This window comes from Lacticaseibacillus sp. YLM2-1, from assembly GCF_056583465.1.
On record NZ_CM152617.1, the window covers coordinates 885,782 to 905,738 of the forward strand.

Below are 19,957 nucleotides of genomic sequence, written 5' to 3' on the forward strand. Positions count from 1 at the left end.
CATTTCGATGACAAGTACGTTAGGTTCAAGGCAGCAATTAAACAATGATAGCCAGTTTTGAGAGCGCAAAGTTCTCATAAGTGTGGTGGCGATAGCAAGAAGGATACACCTGTTCCCATGCCGAACACAGAAGTTAAGCTTCTTCACGCCGAGAGTAGTTGGTGGGAAACTGCCTGCGAGGGTAGGAAGCTGCCACGCTTTTTTTATTCCGGTTTAGCTCAGTTGGTAGAGCACCTGACTGTTAATCAGGTTGTCGTCAGTTCGAGCCTGACAACCGGAGTTTTTTATGGAGAGTTGTCCGAGAGGCTGAAGGAGCATGGTTGGAAACCATGTATACGGGTTTTACCTGTATCAAGGGTTCGAATCCCTTACTCTCCGTTGTCTTACATTCGGATGTAGCTACATAAGAAGCCTCAAAACGCTGTTAATTCGGTGTTTTGAGGTTTTTTTGAACATCAAATAAAATTTAATTGTGCCTGATATGATTAGTAGCATGAGTGGGGATTTAAAGGATGTTTAAGACATCTGACCATCACAAAATCGTTAACCGACTTTAGTGACTATTTTGTACGAAAAGCTTGTAATTTTTAATAGCTTCCGCTAGTATAAATAAAGCAATAGACACCACACATGGAGGATTAGCTCAGTTGGGAGAGCGTCTGCCTTACAAGCAGAGGGTCACAGGTTCGAGCCCTGTATCCTCCATAACGAAAACACCTACCACTGCGGCAGGTGTTTTTCTTTTACCTTTTTGAAGTTGGACGGGGCGTCCAACGCATGAGATTTGACTTAGTTTAAATAGCTATTAGAGGGGGCTGATTCTGACAATAAAAACGCCACTACTGATTGTGGTGACGTTTGATTAGCCGTGCATGCGCGCTAGATAGAGTAACAGCGTCGCAATGACTGGGCTAAATTGGTAAAGGTAGCTGGGTACTTTAAATGGTCGACGGCTGTTGATGAGCGTGACAAGGATGATGATACCGCCGATAGCTATTAAGTTGAGTCGTTGTAACCAGTAACCGATAACGACGGTGATTGCCAACAAGACCATATCTGTCCACTTGGAAAAATGGTTGGCCCATAACCCGATTAGTGCTGGCACATATAGTAATGCCAAGTCGAGCAACATATCCTGACTGAGAAAATGCAAACCCGCGTAAATAAGTAAGATTTGGAATAAAATTGCTTGGCCAAAAGCAATGGTACCAGCCCATTGCTTGGTAACTTTTTGTGTGCGCAACAAAAATGTCAACAGGAGCTGAACAGCAACTAATGGTAACAAGATCCATTGATTGATGGCACCAATGATACCGGTAATAGCGGCAATGATTAGAACTAATGGGTAACGTTTACCGACCATTGCAGCCGATAAGCAAACGCCCATGAGTAAAAGCGCGATGATTTGAAAATGCCATGTGATTTGCAAACTTAGCGCGATCAGAAACGGATAGGCGAGTATTTGTCCGATAAAGGCCGCTGCACCAGCACCTTGATTGATATTTTTCAAATTGATTATCCTTTCTATGATGCTTCCATTTTACAAAACCCTGAGACGGTAAACAAAGATTTTCGGAAATTTTACATCTTTTATGTTATGCTACTAGAGTTGCAAAACATTCCCGATGGGGTTCGTCAAAGCTATGACGAACATGCCTTGTAACCTAAAATAATAAGGGGGAAACAAAACATGCAGGAACGCCATTTATTTACGTCGGAGTCTGTTTCGGAGGGGCATCCGGATAAAATTGCTGATCAGATCAGTGATGCTATCTTGGATGCCATGCTTGAACAGGATCCCGATTCACGAGTTGCTTGCGAAACGACGGTGACAACCGGTTTAGTGCTGGTTGTCGGTGAGATATCAACAAAGGCTTACGTTGATATTCAATCAGTGGTTCGCGGGACGATTAAAAAGATCGGTTATACCAAGGAATCAGGTTTTGATCCTGATAGTGTCGGAGTGCTGGTCGCTTTGGATGAACAGAGTCCAGATATCGCTCAAGGGGTTGACGAAAGTCTTGAAGCCCGTGAGTCTGATACTGATCCGCTTGACAAGATCGGTGCTGGCGATCAAGGCATGATGTTCGGTTTTGCCATTGACGAAACCGAAAACTATATGCCGTTACCGATTTCATTGGCCCACGCGTTAATGCGCAAAACTGATTCATTACGGCACAAGGGTGAAATTAGTTATCTGCGTCCAGATGCTAAGGCGCAGGTCACGGTGGAATATGATGATGATGACAATCCAATTCGGGTTGATTCCGTTGTTGTCTCCGTGCAACATGATCCGGATGTCACGCTTGAAGAAATTCGCCGCGATGTCGAGGCCAAGATTATTCGCACTGTGATTCCTGAAGCTTTAATGGATGATGACACGAAAATTTATGTCAATCCGACTGGCCGCTTTGTACTGGGCGGTCCGCAAGCCGATTCTGGTTTGACCGGACGCAAAATTATCGTTGACACATATGGCGGTTTTGCCCGACATGGTGGTGGTGCCTTTTCTGGTAAGGACGCGACGAAGGTTGATCGTTCGGCCAGTTATGCAGCGCGTTATATTGCCAAAAATGTGGTAGCAGCGGGTTTGGCGAAACGGGTTGAAGTACAATTGGCATACGCAATCGGTGTTGCCAAACCGGTTTCCGTGTCGGTGAATACATTTGGCACAAGCGCAGTATCAGAAGATGTGATTGAACAGGCAATCCGTGAGAACTTTGACTTGCGGCCTGCTGGCATTATTAAAATGTTAGACCTGAAGCGGCCGATTTATGAACAGACGGCAGCATATGGTCATTTTGGACGTACAGATGTTGATCTTCCTTGGGAGCACTTGGATAAGGTGCAGGCTTTGCTCAAGTACCGAGATTAGCGAGAAAAGAGGCGGCCTTAGTCGAGAATTATTCTCGGCTGGGTCGTTTTTTCGTGCTTATGAGGGGCTTCTCAAGACTAACAACATCGCCTGGCAACTCAGAAGGGATATTTATGAAGCAAAGGAAAACCAATGTCGCACTCGTAACGGCGGCAATTTTTATTGGCACATTTATGACGGCGATTGAAGGCACGATTGTGTCAACGGCTATGCCAACCATTATCGGCAGTTTACATGGGGTTCATTTAATGAACTGGGTCTTTTCCATTTTTCTGTTGACTAATGCGATGGCAACGCCGATTTACGGCAAACTGAGTGACAAAATTGGTCGCAAACCAGTTTTTCTCATTGGACTAACGATATTTGTCATTGGTTCGTTGCTATCCGGTTTGTCACAATCCATGGAAATGCTAATTATTTTCCGCGCAATTCAAGGGATTGGTGCTGGGGCTATTATGCCAGTGACATTTACGATTATCGCCGATATTTATCCATTCGAAAAACGAGCAAAAATGCTCGGTTTTAATGGCTCGATGTGGGGAATCGCTTCGGTAATCGCGCCGTTATTGGGCGGTTTTATCGTTGATCAGTTAAGTTGGCACTGGATTTTCTTTATTAACGTACCGTTGGGTATTTTCACGTTTGGCCTTGTGTGGTTCTTTTTGCAGGAAGATCGGCGCAGTGTCCGGCAGCCGCTTGACATGCGCGGGACGGTTTGGCTGCTGGTGGCCTTGTTGGCGATGATGTATGGCTTTCAGACATTAGCTGAACCCAACGGCATCTGGCAGTTAGTTGCCATGGCAATTGTGGCTACGCTGGGCTTCTGGCGTTTTTGGCAGGCAGAACGGCGTGCAGTCGATCCGATCATTGACTTGAAACTATTTGAAAATCGTACTTTTGTGATTCATAATTTGATCGCCGCTTTGATTTCGGGGTTCGTGATTGGATTTGAAGTCTACATGCCTATGTGGATTCAAGGAATTCGCGGCATGGATGCTTCCCTTGGCGGATTTGCCGTGACTCCTAGTTCTTTGATGTGGGTCGTTGGCTCTTTTGTAGCTGGCAAGTTATTGGGCCGGTTCCAACCTAAGCCGATTCTGACAGGGGCGATGATTTGGCTGCTTGGCGGTAGTCTTGTGCTGGCATTAGTGCCGCAATCGACACCGTATTTTGTCTTTCTGCTAGTTGCCGGCGCCTTAGGATTCGGCTTTGGTTTGGTGATTACGATTACTACGGTAACAGCCCAGGCCGTTGTGGCGCCTGATCAGGTTGGCGTGGCAACGAGTTTCAATACCTTGTCTCGAACGTTGGGGCAAACACTGATGGTCTCGGTTTATGGGATTGTTTTGAATCTGCGTCTGACTCAAGGTATCGCGGCAGATAGCCGGCTCAATAGCAATATGCTCAACGAACTGATTAATCCGCATACCGCCAAAAATTTACCCGCAGCAGTGTTGCCAACTCTTCGGCAAATTTTGTATGAAGGTCTGCACAACATTTACTTTTTCTCGATTATCATCGTGGCGTTGGCGATTCTAGCCAATCATTTTGAAGCAAAAAGGGTGCTGACAAAAGAAACAATTCAGGAGTCGAATGAAGAAAGCTGAATCAACTGAAATATCATACAAAAAACCGGATTCTATTTAAGAATCCGGTTTTTTGTACGCTGATATCGCTTTCGTTTGCCGATAAATAGCTGAAGTTAAAACGGACTGACCACTCGATCGGTATGATCTTCGGTGGCGGTTTTTCTGACAGGTTGTTTGTACAATTTCGCTGTTTTATCGGTCACTTGCGCAATGACATCGTAGTCTGGGTCATTTTCTAACGGGCCAAAATTGAACACTGTCTGCGTTGCTTCGCGCTTGATATCTTGCAATCTAGTGCTGATAAGGACATGTAGCATATCTGCTTTTTGATGTGATCGTTCGATTTCTTCACTGGCTTTGGCTAAGGTATACCCTTCATCAAGCATTGTCTTGATCATGACGATTAAGGTGATGTTTGCCAAGGAATATCGTTTATTGCCATTAGCGTCATGCCTGCGAGAATGAATGAGTTGTTTCTTTTCCCAGTATCGAATTTGCGTTGGGGTGGCTCCGGTGACGCGGCTGGTTTCGCCTATGCCGAGTGAAATATCGAGTGAACGTAAACGTGCATTAAACGGTCCCATGACATAGCATCCTCTCTTGAAAATGCGCTCACTGGCGCCAAAAACCGATGCATAAGGACCATGATTGTGATGACCGATTTTCCGGCCATCACGGCCAAGCCCACTTATGATCCGGTTTCTCAACGCGCCTGTTCACGCTATTACCTTGACATTTATTAAGTTTAAATGTAATATTTTCTATTGTCAATATTACATTGTGTGATATAGAAAACATGAAATCTTATAAAGAAACTAGGCGAAGTTATGGACGTTAAAGATATCAACGGGAAACACGTCAATGTACCAATGATGGTCACGACCTTGATCGTTGGGACGTTTATTACGATTTTGAATCAGACCATTCTATCTACTGCGTTTCCAACGCTGATGAAGGCCTTCAACATTTCAACTGCGACAGTACAGTGGTTGTCGACAGGCTTCATGCTGGTAAACGGGATTATGATTCCAGTATCCGCATATCTGAGTGCGAAGGTGCCATCAAAATGGTTATACATGAGTGCGATGAGTACTTTTTTTGTCGGCACATTGGTTGCCTTCATTGCAAATAGTTTTGGCGTTTTGCTAATCGGTCGATTGATTCAGGCGCTTGGCGTTGGGATTACGATGCCATTGCTGCAGAACATCATGATGTCGATTTTTCCCCCGAACCGGCGCGGCGCTGCTATGGGGATGGCTGGAATTGCGATTGGGGTGGCGCCTGCCATCGGGCCAACGCTTTCCGGTTATGTCATCGACAATTTCGGCTGGCGTTTCTTATTCGGTATGATTCTGCCAATTGCCGGTCTCGTTATTTTGGCAACATTGTTTTTCTTCAAAAATGTCTTACCGTTGTCTGATCCTAAATTGGATATTCCTTCCTTGATTGAATCGTCAATCGGGTTCGGCTCCTTGTTGTATGGCTTTTCTGAAGTGGGCAATGATGGTTGGGGTGATCCGATCGTTTTAGGCACAATCGCACTCGGCATTGTGTTTATCTTCATCTTTGGTTACCGTCAATTGCACTTAAAAGAACCATTTGTTGAATTGCGAGTGTTTAAGAGCAAAATCTTTGCCTTATCCACAGTCTTAGGTACCATCGCCAACATGGCGATGGTCGGGGTGGAGATGATTTTGCCAATGTATTTGCAAATCATTCACGGCAAGAGTGCGTTGGAGTCAGGTTTGACATTGTTGCCTGGGGCGATTTTGATTGCTTTAATGAGCCCGGTCACTGGTCAAGTGTTTGATCGCATCGGGGCCAAGCGGCTTGCACAGTTAGGCTTGTTCTTGCTGACGATTGCAACACTGCCATACTTTTTCCTGACAGAAAGCACCCCGTCCATTTTTATCACAGTGATTTATGCTGTGCGGATGTTTGGGATTTCAATGGTCATGATGCCTTTGACGACGAATGGGATGAACGCCTTATCACCTGATATGATTCGACATGGGACAGCGGTTAACAACACTGTCCGTCAGGTGGCAACTTCCATGACAACTGCTGTCATGATTTCAGTTCTGTCAAACGTCACCAATCTGGCCAAACCGGCGGCCAGTTTGTTGAAAACCAATCCGCTGCAGTATAAGCAAGACTTTTTTGGGGCAACACTTAGTGGCTACCACGCAGCCTTTCTGCTGGCAGCAGGGTTCAGTTTAATTGGCTGGATCTTGGCTTTTTTCTTGAATACCCACGCGATGTCGCAAGAAGTGACGATCAAAAATGAAAAGAAGGTGAAGGCATGATTCTATGGTTTTTGGGCCTGACAGTGATCGGCCTTTATCTCAGCTTTATTATGATGAAACGCTCCAGTTTGCGTAGCACGTTAATTGCGGTCTTCGGGATTGGTGTGGTGGGTAGTCTATTGCTGATTACGTTGAATGATAATGCACATTTTGGCATGGTCAAACGAACAACAATTGATGAGCAGACCATCTACACCGCCTCACCGAATGCAAAACTGCCAATGTTGCTAAAACAAAACATTGGCACGGATGGCAAGCATGTTGTCTACATTTATAAAACCGATCCGAAGAAAAAAGCGGTTCATACCAAGGCTGATATTGTTGTAACTAATCGGGTGACAACGACAGCGAATGCCACAGCTTCGTTGACGAGCAAAACAACTCGGTGGCAATATCAAAACGGTTTTTATGGTGCGTTGTTCAATCATGAAGGGGCTGGTCAATTGGTTGCTCAGCACAATCAATTGGTCATCCCAACAAGCTGGTCAGTGCTGACAACGGCTCAGGCCAAGCAGCTTGGTAAAAAGTTGGCCGCCTTGCAGCAACCAACTGCAGAGCAAAAAGCGTCACTGGCAGCCGCAGTCAAGGCTAAAGCTGCTGCGCTGGCCAAGGCTGATCCAAAACTAGCAGCAGATCCGACAGCTTTAGCGAAGCAGGCCAAGGCTGCGGTTGAACAAGCAATGATTCAGCAAGCTGTTCGTGAAGTGCAAGCACAAAAATAGTCTGATGCCGCCCATAACGTGGTACTAGGGCAAACATTTTTCGTAACATTATCTTGACGAATGGCTTTTGTCAGCCTTCTAAATTAAAAAAAGCAGACCGCTATTTTTTAACGGTCTGCTTTTTTGATTGTTTGGCAGCTTGGTTTGTCAGATAAGGACTAAAATACCACCAACTCACCATCAGCAAGGCAAAGCCAAGTGAAAATCCAGCAAAGACGTCTGTGGGATAGTGAACGCGCATGAAGATCCGAGAATAACCGGTTAAAAGAATCATGCTACTGGCAAGGCAGGTGATGAGCCATTTGGCGGATTGACGTTTGAGCAGTGCCCAAGCCAAAAGGATCATGGTACCGTAAAAGATCATCGTGCCACTAGAATGCCCGCTAGGAAAACTAAAACCGCCAGCATGTACCAATGCCCGAATCTGAGGATCTGCAATAAAAGGTCGTGGTCGCCGAACCCAATATTTGATTCCGACGTTAACGAGGCTCATCAAGGCCCCCATGCTGGCTGCAAAAAGTGCGGCGTAACGATAACGCTTGAGCAGTAACACCACGGCGAACGCCATGGTTAAAAAAACTAAGGATACTGGATTGCCGAGACTGGTGATTAAGATGAGTAAGGGTTTAAAAGTGACAGGATGGAACTGGATGACAGCGGCAATTACCTGTTGATCAATGGTATGAATCCATCCAGCGTTATTTAGAATACCCGTCAATAACGTGATGAAAATAAATAAAGCAATTGCTGCAAGATACAATGGTTCGGGTCGGCGTTTTAGCACTTGTTGCCTCCTCTACAAAACGTTCGCAGTCGCAGAAACCTCCACATAGGGACTTCAGACAGAAATGGCCAAAGTCCAGTCATTTCTGTCTGAGTCCACTTATGTTCCGGTTTCTAAACGTGCCCGCTCACGCTCTGAAATCGACTAATGTTATAAGAATAGCACAAACACCATTGAACCTTGGCAATGTTTTTGCTATGATTGACGCAATCATCAAACGAACAAAGGAGTAGTAAGTTAGCGCGGGTGACAGAGAGCAGGCGGTGGTGCGAGTCTGACGAAGCAAAGACCGAACTGACCTTTGAAGTTGCTGGGGTGAAATTAGTAGCCACAGCCGGCCGGACCGTTATCTCCTTTGAGCGCTGTGAAAGCAGAACTTAGGTGGTACCGCGGCTGAGCCGTCCTAATGTAGATAGGGCGGCTTTTTGTTTGAAATTAAGTGGGAGGTAACAAAATGGCATACGATCATCATGAGATCGATAAGAAGTGGCAGCGTTATTGGGCCGAGCATAACGAATTTAATACCACAACCGATCCTAAGAAGCCGAATTATTATGCGTTGGACATGTTTCCTTATCCGTCAGGCCAAGGCCTGCATGTTGGGCATCCGGAAGGGTATACGGCAACTGATATTGTTGCACGCATGAAACGGATGCAAGGGTTCAATGTTCTTCATCCTATGGGCTGGGATGCATTCGGCTTGCCAGCTGAGCAATATGCCTTGAACACGGGTCACAATCCGAAGACCTTTACCAAACAAAATATTGAGACCTTTAAGCGTCAAATCAACAGCCTTGGCTTTTCATATGACTGGAATCGTGAAATCAACACAACGGATCCGAATTACTACAAGTGGACCCAGTGGATTTTTGAACAACTTTATAAACATGGTCTGGCATATGAAGCTGAGGTACCGGTTAACTGGAGTCCGGATCTAGGGACGGTTGTTGCAAACGAAGAAGTGATTGATGGCAAAACGGAGCGTGGCGGGTTCCCAGTTGTTCGGAAGCCGATGCGTCAGTGGATGCTGAAAATCACAGCCTATGCTGAAAAGCTGTTGACGGATCTGGACGATCTTGACTGGCCGGAATCAATTAAGCAGATGCAACGCAACTGGATTGGCAAATCAACTGGGGCACAGATCACCTTCCGGGTAACTGACAGTCATGAGCCGTTTGATGTCTTTACCACTCGTCCAGATACGCTGTTTGGTGCAACGTATGTCGTGATGGCACCAGAACATGAATTAGTTCAGAAAATTACCACCCCGGCACAACAGGCCGTCGTTGATGCGTACATTGACGAAGCCGCCCATAAGTCAGATCTTGATCGTACCGCTTTAGATAAGGAAAAGACTGGTGTTTGGACCGGGGCCTACGCGACTAATCCGGTTAACGGCGAAAAACTACCGATTTGGATTTCAGACTACGTTTTAGCCTCTTATGGGACTGGCGCAATCATGTCCGTGCCTGCGCATGATGATCGTGACTACGCTTTTGCCAAAAAGTTTGGTATTGAAATCAAGCCTGTTATTGAAGGCGGCAATGTCGATGAAGCAGCTTATACTGGCGATGGCGTGCACATCAACTCCGGGTTCCTCGATGGTTTGAATGAACACGACGCGATTGATCGAATGATCAAATGGCTTGAAGATAAAGGTATCGGCAGTGCCAAGATCAATTACAAACTGCGTGATTGGGTCTTTTCACGCCAGCGTTATTGGGGTGAACCGATTCCTGTCATTCACTGGGAAGATGGCGAAACCACGTTGGTGCCAGAAGACGAACTGCCTCTCACATTACCTGAAGAGGCTGATATCAAGCCAAGCGGTACTGGCGAGAGTCCACTGGCAAATCTGACTGACTGGGTTAATGTGGTCGACAAGAACGGGCGGAAAGGTAAGCGTGAGACCAATACAATGCCGCAATGGGCAGGGTCTTCATGGTACTTCCTGCGGTTTGTTGATCCTCACAACAAGGAAGCTCTTGCGGATTACGACAAACTTAAGGCATGGATGCCAGTTGATCTGTACATTGGAGGGGCTGAACATGCTGTGCTGCACCTGCTGTATGCCCGTTTCTGGAATCTGTTCCTTTATGACATCGGGGCGATCCCGAACAAAGAACCGTTCCAACGGCTATTTAACCAAGGGATGATTCTGGGCGATAATCATGAAAAGATGAGTAAGTCCAAGGGCAATGTGGTTAATCCAGATGATGTGGTTGATGAGTATGGTGCCGATACGTTGCGGCTGTACGAAATGTTTATGGGACCGCTGGATGCTGGTATTGCTTGGTCAACAAAAGGGTTGGCTGGTGCCCGCAAGTTCTTGGATCGTGTCTGGAGTGCTTTCATTGATGATGAAGGCAAACTGCGTGATCGGATTACGACGATCAATGACGGTCGACTTGATAAGGTTTACAATGAGACGGTCAAGAAGGTTACCGAGGACTACGATGCTTTGCATTTCAACACGGCAATTTCACAGATGATGGTCTTCATCAACTCAGCGCGTAAAGATGATGACCTGCCACTAGAATATGTTGAAGGATTCGTGAAAATGCTTGCGCCGATTGCCCCGCATCTAATGGAGGAAATTTGGTCACGGCTAGGTCACGATCATAGTCTGACTTATGCGCCATGGCCAAGTTATGATGAAAGCAAAATCAAAACCGACACTTACGATATGATGATCCAAGTCAATGGCAAGCTGCGCGGTTCGATTACGGCGGATGTCAACGAATCAGATGATGAGATCAAACAAGCGGCTTTGGCAAATAATAATGTTCAGAAATTTACGGCGGGCAAAGACATTAAGAAAATTATTGTCGTACCGCGAAAAATCGTGAATATTGTCGCAAAATAACCGCACTGGCTTCACCAATTAACTGAAAGAAAAAATGGTCAACGAATGGTTCCTGAAGGAAGCGGGCGTTGACCATTTTTTAGCGATTCAGCTGCATGAAAAGTTTTGTATTTTTGGCGTTTCGATTGTGAGATTACTTGCTACGTGGCGGCTGGTAATTGTCAAAGTTTTCTTTTGATTCCCGAAAGAAGCCCGGGAAAGATTGCAAGTCGCGCTGGGATTGCCTAAAATATAAAGGATTATGCAACACGACAGGAGTTTATCATGGAGAATTCGCTGGGCAGCGGTAATCAACCGCAACGTTCAGATAAGGAAAAAATGATCCGCGGCTCGGCGTGGATGACTGCCGGCAGTGTTTTTTCGCGGATTTTAGGGGCCATTTATGTCATTCCATGGCGTATTTGGCTTGGAGCAGCGTTTCTAACTGCCAACGCTTTGTTTACAAAAGGTTATCAAATTTACAGTCTTTTTCTGATTATTTCGACTGCTGGTGTTCCTGGTGCTGTTTCCAAACAGGTTGCCCGGTACAATGCTATGGGCGAATATAAAACCGGGATGCGTCTTTTTTACCACGGCACTTTTGCCATGGTGCTGATGGGGATTGTCTCGTGTGGTGCCATGTGGCTGCTGTCGCCGCTTTTAGCAGCGGGAGACGCGCGCATGATACCGGTTTTTCGGTCACTGGCATGGCCGTTGCTGCTAATTCCGTCGCTTAGTTTGATTCGCGGGTTTTTCCAAGGTTATAACGAGATGGCGCCGAGTGCCATCAGTCAGTTTATTGAACAAGTGGCGCGAATTCTTTATATGTTAGTGATGACTTACGCGATTATGGTGGCGGGTAACCACAGTTATCTGAGTGCGGTCATTCACTCCACCTTCGCCGCGTTCATCGGGGCCGTTTTCGGACTTGGACTGTTAGTTGTTTATTTCCTCCGGCAAAAACCACGGTTGGATGCGTTGGTTGCCCAGAGTGCTAATTCCCTGCAGATCAGTGTCAATGAGATTCTTTTAGATGTGGCACGGCAGGCGATTCCATTTATCATCATGGATTCAACGATTAATATTTACTACATCGTTGACCAGTACACATTTAATCCAATGATGAAGGCTTTTTATCTCGTTAGCGAAGATCAGCTTGACCGTTTTTATGCGCTGTTTGCCGGAAACGCTAATAAACTGATTATGATCGTTGTTAGTCTGGCAGTTGCTATGGCCATTACCGTAGTACCATTATTGGCAGGTGCGAAAACGCGCGGTGATGTTGAGGGATTGGCCCGGCAAATCACGAATACACTGCAGTTGTTTTTTATCGTCATGATACCTTCGGCGTTGGGGATGGTGGCAGTCGCGCGCCCACTGTATGTTTTGTTCTATCGGGATATGGACTGGTTGGGCATTCGCTTGTTGCAGATTTCATCACTTTTAGCGATTATGCTGGGCTTGTTTACGGTTTTGGCAGCAATTCTTCAGGGATTGTTCAATAACCGTCTTGCTATTCAAGAGATGCTGATTGGCTTGGCAGTTAAAGTGATTGTACAGTGGCCAATGATTTTCTTCTTCAATGTTTACGGTCCGGTTTTGTCCACAATGTTGGGCATGACGGTCTCGAGTCTCCTAATGCTCTATTCAACGAATCGGATGTACAATATTCATGTACGCCAAACCATTCGCCGCGGCGTCGGTATTCTGGCCTTTTCCCTGATCATGTGCGCCGTTTGTTACCTGATTGTGAATGCATCAACCTTGGTGATCAATCCGCGGAGTCAGTTCGGGGCAGCGTTCGTCTTGTTGATTGCAGTTGGGGTGGGCGTTTTGATTTACGTTTATTTGATTTTGAAAACGCGTTTGGCTGATTTAATCATTGGTGAGCGAATTAGTCGACTTCGCGATATTTTACACATTCGGTGAGCTTATGCGATTAGATAAATATTTGAGTCATTTACAATTTGGTAGTCGAAAAGAAGTTAAGGCACTTATTCGCGACAAGCGGGTACGTGTGGCCGGTGATTTAATCACTGATCCTGGTTACAATGTGTTGCCGGGGATCGCGGTCGAGGTGAACGATGCCCAAGCGGATGGGCCGCTTGAGGTCGATTATTTGATGAACAAACCGGCTGGGGTGATTACCGCAACAGAAGATCCTACGCAATCAACGGTGCTGGATCTGATCCGACCACATGATTACCGACCGGGTTTATATCCCGTAGGTCGTCTGGATAAAGACACTACTGGTCTGTTGTTACTTACGACCGATGGCAATTTAGGTCATGCACTGCTTTCGCCTAATCGTCATATTGCCAAAACCTATGCTGCAACTTTGGCTAAGACATTAACTGCTGACATGAAGCAGCGACTCGAAACCGGCATTGATTTAAAGGACTTCACAACCGCCCCGGCACAAGTCGTTGTCTTGCCGGATACCGATGGCAAACGCATCCAGATTACAATCACGGAAGGTAAGTTTCATCAAGTCAAGCGCATGTTGTTGGCAGTTGACAATGAGGTGACGGCCTTGACGCGAATTGCTATGGGACCATTGTCATTGCCCGCCGATTTAGCTGCTGGGGAGTATCGGGCTTTAACCGATGACGAACGGACTGATTTGGATAATATCACTCGTTGAGCAACCGAGCACTTTGGTGTGGTGATTGTTTGGCTTTGTCTAAGCGAGAGATTTTGTTTGTTACAGGAGTTTAAGAGAGCGGCCTTGATTAGGCGAACCAAGATGGCTACTTTGACAAACATGATTAGAAAGGGTGCGTGTCATGGATCAACAACAGTACGTCTGCCCCAAATGCCAAAACACGGCTTATGTTGCCGACCAATTTCAAGCAACTGGTGGTAATTTTTCAAAAATCTTCGATGTTCAGAATAAAAAATTCGTGACTATTTCTTGTACCAGATGCGGGTACACAGAACTTTATCGCAGTGAAACCAGTTCTGGCATGAACATTCTCGACTTCCTTTTGAATGGCGGCTGAGAAGGCGTAAGTTCAGCTTAGGAATGATGTCAAAAAAGCAGGTGATCCTTCAGCCGTCGTTGTGGCGGAAAGGGATCATCTGCTTTTTGTTTGCTGCTTGTTCACAAATTGGTTCGTCATTCTGAAAGCTGCTTTAAGTAGGTAGGCAGTTCGCGAATGACCATAGTCGGTAAGGCAACATAACTATTCATAGCTACAATATCAGCTACACGGGAATGGACAAAAACGGCTGCGAGAGCGGCTTTGTCCAATGGCTGGAACTGGCCCGCAAAGGCAGCAATAATGCCTGTCAGCGTGTCACCAGAGCCGCCTGTGGCCATTGCCGGCCCACCGGCTGTGTTTTCATAGACATCTTCATCAACGAAAACATGTGTATGAGAACTTTTCGCGACGATGATACCCGGTATTTTTGCGGCCGCTTTTTGGCTGGCTTCAATGGTTTGGGCAGCCAGGGGTAAGCCAGATAACCGCTGCCATTCAATCTGGTGAGGTGTCCAAATTAGTTGGGCTTGCGGGTAATCTAGGTGATGAGAGGCAACGAGAGTGATTGCTGATCCATCAATGATCATGACCTGCTTGGCATTGACGGCAGCAAAAACTGTTTTCAAAATGGTAAGGGCTGTACCATCAGTGCCCAGCCCAGGGCCAACAACAATGACCGTTGCTTGCCGCACAGCCGTCTCAAGTTCCGGCGCGGTAGCATCGAGGATCATTGCCTCAGGTAATCGGGCGTGCAACGCATGACGGTTAACCGGGTCAGTCGCAACACTGACCAACCCAGCGCCAGCGTAAACAGCAGCACTGGCACTCATGATCGCAGCACCGCCAAAGTGGGCATTACCGCCAACAATCAGAATTTTGCCGAAACTGCCTTTATACGTATCACGGGCCCGTGGCCGGACCACACTTTGTGCAAATTGCTCTGTCAATTGTTTCATGACGGATTTGCCGCCTCCTTTAAAACTTCCCAATTAGAAAAAGTTTTGGTCGTCAATTCAGGCTGGCCGGTCGTTAAGAATGCTTTCGCAAACATGACAAGCGGCGATGCATTGGCCCACGTCAAAGTATCAAGTGGCAAGGCGCAGGCACCGAGCGAATCCTGGCCCATAAATTGGGCAACGCTTGTTTCTAGTTTACCGCCGTTAATGGATAGCGCATAGAAAACGCAGATGTGCTGGTTGATGGTCCAGTGTTGGTACTTCCAAGGATAGATAAAACTGGTTGCCCCTAGTTGTTGATCAATCGTGGCTGTCAATCCGGTTTCTTCGGTGAATTCCCGCAAGACGTCATGTTCAAGCGGTTCAGGGCCATCAAGGCTACCCCCGGGAAGGTCGAAGCGATGACGATAAGGACCCCCATTTTTCTTAATCACGACAAGCTTGTCGTCAATCGTTGCAATCCCGTAACAACCAAATGCGCGATGAGTTTTATGTGTCATCAGGCCACCTCCATTGATCAAGGGTAGCACGCTGTTGCAGAGGGAACAAATTGTAAAAATAGTTCGTGATTTTGCTTGCGTGCCTTACCTGCTTCCGTTATAATCATTTATGTTGTTGCCGCGATGGCGGAACTGGCAGACGCGCAGTGTTCAGGTCGCTGTGGGATTTATCCCGTGCAGGTTCGATTCCTGTTCGCGGCATTCTCGTGATTTTTAACGGCGGTTAAAAATCGAAATGCCCGTGTAACAACGTTTTAGCCTTCCTAATTGATGTTAGGGGGGCTATTTTTGTGTGCAAAATGTGAACAAGCAATGACTTATGCCTTGATGCAAGTCATCAGGTCTGGAAGCTGTGTTATATTCGTCATGAGGCGACTGAGCAAGCGGCAAGGTGAATGAGGAGTATAAACATGATGTGGCCTGAAATGAAGCACGATCAATAGTTGAAAGGAATGATCGCTGGATGATTTATTTTCTTGATGAATACTTACTTGCAAAGAACTCAAGTGTTGAACATGCTGCGTTGAAACGACTGGCTTTGTTCAAACAATTTAAGCAACCAGTTAAGATTCTGACGCGTGATTACGATCGTTTGAGTGTCCAAACCTTGCGCGAGCTTGGCGTTGCTCAGACGGATGTGCGCAACATGTTCGACTATTTTCAGCATGTGCCCGCCGACCGACCGGAAAAAGCTGTGCATAATGATGAGATCAATTTGCCGACAATGGATGAAGTTTCAGTCGATGCTAACCAAAGTCAGGTGACGAACGGCGACCGGCTGCGACGGCAGGTCGGTTATATTCCAGGAACCGTCGGCCATGTTTATTATCAAAACTTTTTGGACGATCAAGGCAATCTTGTGGAATGCGATCTTTGGGACGCCCGAGGGTTTAAATCGGCCACTCAGTATTTTGGACAGGATGGCTTGTTAGCCTTTGAACGCTACTATGATCTTCGAGGTGTACCAGTGCTCGACATTTATTATGCTGGTGATCATGCTGGTCAGTTTCAGATCAGCCGGATTGTTTTAAAGGGCCAAACCCTTAAAGAAGATCATGAGTTTGATACATTGGGAGAGTTGTTTAGCTATTTTCTTGATCAACTTGCGACTGAAGATTCAGAAACAACGATTTTTATCAGTGATCGTCCGGGGATTGGCGTTCAACCGCTACTGGCAATGCATGCAGCCGCAAAGAAGTTTGTTTACATACCCATTAATCATGTTTTAACACCTGGCAAACCGCGGCAAGGCGAACTTGATGGTTTTATTCAACCTGTGCTGCAGCATCCCCAAAAAGTAGATGGCTTAATTGTACAAACGCCTCAGCAGCAACATGATCTTCATGATCGTTTTCCGAAAGTTCGGGTGGCGGCGATTCCAGCGGTGACATTTGATCCGGCTTTGACAGCGCGCTCGGTGGCCGCCGCTGCAAGCAAGAAAATCCTGTTTGTGGGTCGGCTGTCGCCTGATAAGCAACTTGATCAGCTACTTCGGGCAGTCGCTTTGGCGAGTCGGCAGGTGTCTGGCGTGACGCTTGATTTGTTTGGTTACGGTGATGAACAATATCAAACCGCGATGAGGCAGCTTGCGGATCGTTTAGAGATTGGCAGTCAAGTGACATTTAAGGGTTACCAGTCATCTCTGGCTGATCAGTACCCACAATATGCCTTGTTGGTCAATACGAATTTGACAGATGGGGGTCCGTTGGCGTTGGTTGAAGCACAAACCCATGGACTGCCAGTGGTGAGTTATCGCTTTTCCTATGGACCTAGTGCCTGTGTGATTGATCAGGAAACCGGTTATCTTATCAAGCAAGGACGCGTAAATGACCTTGCTGAAGCGATTGTGAGACTGCTAAAGCGGCCAGAGCAGTCACAACAATTCGGCGATCATGCCAGAGCACTGGCGCAAAAGCAGTTAGCGCCTGAAAAAGTCTACGCCCGCTGGCAAGCATTTCTTGGACTGGAGAATTAATCCGACAAAACGGCAAGGAGGTTCAGGATGTATTATTTTTTAAATGATCAAATGGCCTATGCCAAGTCTGGTATTGAAGGCGCGGAAATTCAGCGGTTGCAGCTTTTCAAAGCGAACCAGACGCCAGCAAAGATTGTTACCCGGCAATTTGCTTTAGATCTACACGATGTTTTGAAAGATGCAGGCATTGACGATACTGATTTTATCAATCTGTTTGATTACTTTTGCGACCTGTTGAGCACACCGTGGCAGCAGGTAACGGTTGCAGACGTTTGCCAGCCGACTGCGGGCGTGACCCGCCGGCGTGAAGGGCGGCAGGTGATCTTCAGCCGCGGTTCCCGAGTCATTCGAATTGTTTATTTGCGCGAAAAGGCGGGGCATGAGCAAGAGGTTAGCAATGTTCAATACTTTGACGTGACCGGCCGAACGATCAAAATGAGTTGGTGGGACACGCGAGGCAACCATTGTTTGGATCAGTATTTTGATCAAGGCGGCAAAATCTTCCAAGAACACTATTTGGATCGTCATGGTCGCACGCGGCTTGAAAAACTGCATTATTTAAATCATAGCCAGCAAGAAAAATTTTCGTGGAAATTGGTTGATTTTCATGGTGTGGATTATCTATTTGATGGGCTTCATGATTTGACAAGGTTCTTCTATGATCAACTGAATCAGGTAGATGGCGGCTATAATGTCTTCGTGTGCGATCGGACGACGGAAACTGGCTGGGGCTTGTTGCACATGACGACACCGGCGCTCAAAGTTTTGCATCTGCATAATAACCATGTTGCCGGGAATGAGGACGTGCTGCATGCGAAGCTGAATAATTTTTATGCTAGTGCCTTGACCCATTTGAATCGCTGGGACGCTGTGATTGTGCCGACACCGCAGCAGGCGCAGGATATGGCTGCCCGGTTTGGCACGGCCACGCCGATTTTCACGATTCGAGTTGCTTTTGTTAAGGCGGCAGATGTAGCGGCTAATCGCCTCCCGTTTTCACAACGCGAACAACATCTGGTGGTGCACGTTGCGCGATTGGCACCGGAAAAACAGCAGGCAAGTTCAATTCGGGCATTTGCCCAAGTTGTGAAGGCCATTCCGGATGCAAAACTTGAACTCTGGGGTTATGCCAATGGTGATATGGCGCCGAAACTACATGCTCTGGTTGAAAAGCTGCATCTCGCGGATCACGTTTTCTTTAAGGGTTATACTCGCGACATAGCGGCCGTCTACAATCGCGCACAGTTAGGACTGTTGCCTTCCAGTGCCGAAGGATTTCCGCTAACCTTGATCGAAGCACAGGCGCACGGATTACCGATGATCGCAAATGACATTCACTATGGGCCAGCCGATATTTTGGCCAACGGTAAAAGCGGGCTTTTGACGCAAAATGGTGACATTGATGGTTTAGCAAATGCAATCATTGGGTTATTGAATGATTCAACTAAGCTGGCCCAGTTTAGCGCGGCTGCCTATGACAACGCTTTGCGATTCACTGATACGAGCACATTTGTTCAGTGGCAGAAACTCATGGCGTTTGCGGCAAAGAAAAAGACAAGGCTGGCGGCCTTTGAGCATGTTGATTAGGCACCGGTCATGGCAATGAGTGGCGTTTTTACTGACATCTGTTCAAAAAATGGTAGGATGAGGCGTAAGCTTTTACCAAGAAATGGAGGCTAACCAATGTCAATTTATGATTATGAGGTCACATTAGAAGATGGCTCGCAATATGCTTTGAGCAAATACAAGGGTCGACCAATGTTGATCGTGAACACTGCCACTAAATGCGGCTTCGCGCCTCAGTTTGATGGTTTGGAGAAATTGTATGACAAGTTCAAGGATCAAGGTTTGGTAGTGCTAGGTTTTCCTTCTGATCAATTTAAACAGGAACTGGCTGATGGTCATGCAGCGGCCGAGGCTTGCCGGTTGAAATACGGTGTGAGTTTTCCAATGCATGATTTGATTAAGGTGAACGGCAAAGAAGCAGCTCCGCTGTTTCAATACCTTAAAACCCAAGCCCCTGGTGAACTAGGCAAGTCCATCAAATGGAACTTTACGAAGTTTTTGGTTGATCGTGATGGTCAAGTTGTCGCCCGCTTTGCACCAAAAACAAAACCAGAAGCGATTGAACCAGCAGTGGAGAAGCTTCTTGGCTAACTTTTGTCAGTTGCACGTGGGGCTGGTTCACGCTCTGTTCTAAACGCGTTTGCCAGCCCAGAGACCTGCGTGTAAGGACCTTGGGTGCAATGACCAAAGCCCGGCCATCACACCCAAGGCCGCTTACACTCCGGTCTCTCCCGGGCTGGTTCACGCTCTGTTTTAAAACGCGTTCGCTGGCCCAGAAACCTGCACATAAGGACCTCGGACATAAATGGCCAAAGTCCAGCCATTTATGTCCGAGGCCACTTATGCTCCGGTTTC

General features: G+C 46.7%; 16 protein-coding genes, 4 tRNA genes, 1 rRNA gene and 1 riboswitch. Of the genes, 16 read left to right on the forward strand and 5 right to left on the reverse strand.

Annotated features, from left to right (window positions below):
* Positions 1 to 81: 81 nt before the first annotated feature.
* The 4 genes from rrf (at position 82) to AC07KQ_RS04320 (ending at position 705) form a co-directional block, all read left to right on the forward strand.
* Positions 82 to 198: ribosomal RNA gene (gene rrf / locus AC07KQ_RS04305) — 5S ribosomal RNA — on the forward strand.
* A 9-nt stretch (positions 199 to 207) separates the two neighbouring features.
* Positions 208 to 280, forward strand: a tRNA-Asn gene (locus tag AC07KQ_RS04310).
* 8 nt (positions 281 to 288) lie between these two features.
* Positions 289 to 378 (forward strand) — tRNA-Ser (locus AC07KQ_RS04315).
* Between the two features lie 254 nt (positions 379 to 632).
* Positions 633 to 705: transfer RNA gene (locus AC07KQ_RS04320), tRNA-Val, on the forward strand.
* Positions 706 to 862: 157 nt separating this feature from the next.
* Here the strand turns inward: AC07KQ_RS04320 and AC07KQ_RS04325 are convergent.
* Positions 863 to 1,510 (reverse strand): hypothetical protein, encoded by a 648-nt coding sequence (locus tag AC07KQ_RS04325; RefSeq protein ID WP_003564108.1) that lies wholly within the window; start codon positions 1,508 to 1,510, stop codon positions 863 to 865.
* Between the two features lie 94 nt (positions 1,511 to 1,604).
* A riboswitch (SMK box riboswitch) is annotated at positions 1,605 to 1,693 on the forward strand.
* Between AC07KQ_RS04325 and metK the strand changes: the two genes are divergently transcribed.
* Both metK and AC07KQ_RS04335 read left to right on the forward strand, forming a co-directional pair.
* Complete coding sequence (gene metK, locus AC07KQ_RS04330; protein ID WP_003564111.1) at positions 1,691 to 2,875, forward strand: methionine adenosyltransferase; 1,185 nt, start codon at positions 1,691 to 1,693, stop codon at positions 2,873 to 2,875. (Overlaps the previous riboswitch by 3 nt.)
* Positions 2,876 to 2,988: 113 nt before the next feature.
* Entirely contained in the window at positions 2,989 to 4,482 is a 1,494-nt protein-coding gene (locus AC07KQ_RS04335) for an MDR family MFS transporter (protein ID WP_003564114.1), read from the forward strand.
* Between the two features lie 95 nt (positions 4,483 to 4,577).
* Here AC07KQ_RS04335 and AC07KQ_RS04340 read toward each other — a convergent pair whose 3' ends face one another.
* Positions 4,578 to 5,048 carry a MerR family transcriptional regulator gene (locus AC07KQ_RS04340; RefSeq protein ID WP_003564124.1) on the reverse strand — a complete coding sequence of 157 codons (471 nt, stop codon included), beginning with the start codon at positions 5,046 to 5,048 and terminating at the stop codon, positions 4,578 to 4,580.
* A gap of 243 nt (positions 5,049 to 5,291) precedes the next feature.
* Between AC07KQ_RS04340 and AC07KQ_RS04345 the strand changes: the two genes are divergently transcribed.
* Both AC07KQ_RS04345 and AC07KQ_RS04350 read left to right on the forward strand, forming a co-directional pair.
* Positions 5,292 to 6,770, forward strand: a complete 1,479-nt coding sequence (locus AC07KQ_RS04345) for an MDR family MFS transporter (protein WP_003569431.1) — start codon at positions 5,292 to 5,294, stop codon at positions 6,768 to 6,770.
* The gene (locus AC07KQ_RS04350) at positions 6,767 to 7,492 is read left to right on the forward strand and encodes a DUF4811 domain-containing protein (protein WP_003564126.1); all 726 of its coding nucleotides are present in this window, start codon (positions 6,767 to 6,769) and stop codon (positions 7,490 to 7,492) included. Before AC07KQ_RS04345 ends, AC07KQ_RS04350 begins: the two co-directional genes overlap by 4 nt.
* 100 nt (positions 7,493 to 7,592) lie before the next feature.
* Here the strand turns inward: AC07KQ_RS04350 and AC07KQ_RS04355 are convergent, their stop codons facing one another.
* Positions 7,593 to 8,276, reverse strand: coding sequence for a phosphatase PAP2 family protein (locus tag AC07KQ_RS04355; protein WP_003657809.1), 684 nt, complete (start codon positions 8,274 to 8,276; stop codon positions 7,593 to 7,595).
* Between the two features lie 454 nt (positions 8,277 to 8,730).
* Here AC07KQ_RS04355 and leuS point away from each other — a divergent pair, with 454 nt between their 5' ends.
* The 4 genes from leuS to AC07KQ_RS04375 all read left to right on the forward strand — a co-directional run bounded on the left by leuS (position 8,731) and on the right by AC07KQ_RS04375 (position 14,123).
* On the forward strand, positions 8,731 to 11,142 hold the full coding sequence (gene leuS / locus AC07KQ_RS04360; protein ID WP_003564129.1) for a leucine--tRNA ligase: 2,412 nt from the start codon (positions 8,731 to 8,733) through the stop codon (positions 11,140 to 11,142).
* Between the two features lie 264 nt (positions 11,143 to 11,406).
* Positions 11,407 to 13,050 carry a putative polysaccharide biosynthesis protein gene (locus AC07KQ_RS04365; protein ID WP_003564130.1) on the forward strand — a complete coding sequence of 548 codons (1,644 nt, stop codon included), beginning with the start codon at positions 11,407 to 11,409 and terminating at the stop codon, positions 13,048 to 13,050.
* A gap of 4 nt (positions 13,051 to 13,054) precedes the next feature.
* A complete protein-coding gene (locus tag AC07KQ_RS04370) occupies positions 13,055 to 13,765 on the forward strand; it encodes a pseudouridine synthase (protein ID WP_003564131.1) in 711 nt (236 codons plus the stop codon).
* Positions 13,766 to 13,907: 142 nt separating this feature from the next.
* Positions 13,908 to 14,123: a zinc ribbon domain-containing protein gene (locus tag AC07KQ_RS04375; protein ID WP_003564132.1), complete on the forward strand. Its 216-nt coding sequence runs from the start codon at positions 13,908 to 13,910 to the stop codon at positions 14,121 to 14,123.
* 116 nt (positions 14,124 to 14,239) lie between these two features.
* Here AC07KQ_RS04375 and AC07KQ_RS04380 read toward each other — a convergent pair whose 3' ends face one another.
* Positions 14,240 to 15,061: an NAD(P)H-hydrate dehydratase gene (locus AC07KQ_RS04380; RefSeq protein WP_003564133.1), complete on the reverse strand. Its 822-nt coding sequence runs from the start codon at positions 15,059 to 15,061 to the stop codon at positions 14,240 to 14,242.
* Positions 15,058 to 15,561, reverse strand: coding sequence for an NUDIX hydrolase (locus AC07KQ_RS04385; RefSeq protein WP_003564134.1), 504 nt, complete (start codon positions 15,559 to 15,561; stop codon positions 15,058 to 15,060). The genes AC07KQ_RS04380 and AC07KQ_RS04385 overlap by 4 nt, the downstream gene beginning before the upstream one ends.
* Positions 15,562 to 15,678: 117 nt before the next feature.
* Between AC07KQ_RS04385 and AC07KQ_RS04390 the strand changes: the two genes are divergently transcribed.
* The 4 genes from AC07KQ_RS04390 (at position 15,679) to AC07KQ_RS04405 (ending at position 19,693) form a co-directional block, all read left to right on the forward strand.
* A tRNA-Leu gene (locus tag AC07KQ_RS04390) sits at positions 15,679 to 15,762 on the forward strand.
* Positions 15,763 to 16,024: 262 nt separating this feature from the next.
* Entirely contained in the window at positions 16,025 to 17,536 is a 1,512-nt protein-coding gene (locus AC07KQ_RS04395; RefSeq protein WP_003564135.1) for a glycosyltransferase family 4 protein, read from the forward strand.
* A gap of 27 nt (positions 17,537 to 17,563) precedes the next feature.
* The gene (locus AC07KQ_RS04400) at positions 17,564 to 19,123 is read left to right on the forward strand and encodes a glycosyltransferase (RefSeq protein ID WP_003564136.1); all 1,560 of its coding nucleotides are present in this window, start codon (positions 17,564 to 17,566) and stop codon (positions 19,121 to 19,123) included.
* A 96-nt stretch (positions 19,124 to 19,219) separates the two neighbouring features.
* Entirely contained in the window at positions 19,220 to 19,693 is a 474-nt protein-coding gene (locus AC07KQ_RS04405; RefSeq protein ID WP_003564137.1) for a glutathione peroxidase, read from the forward strand.
* The last annotated feature ends 264 nt before the right edge of the window (positions 19,694 to 19,957 follow it).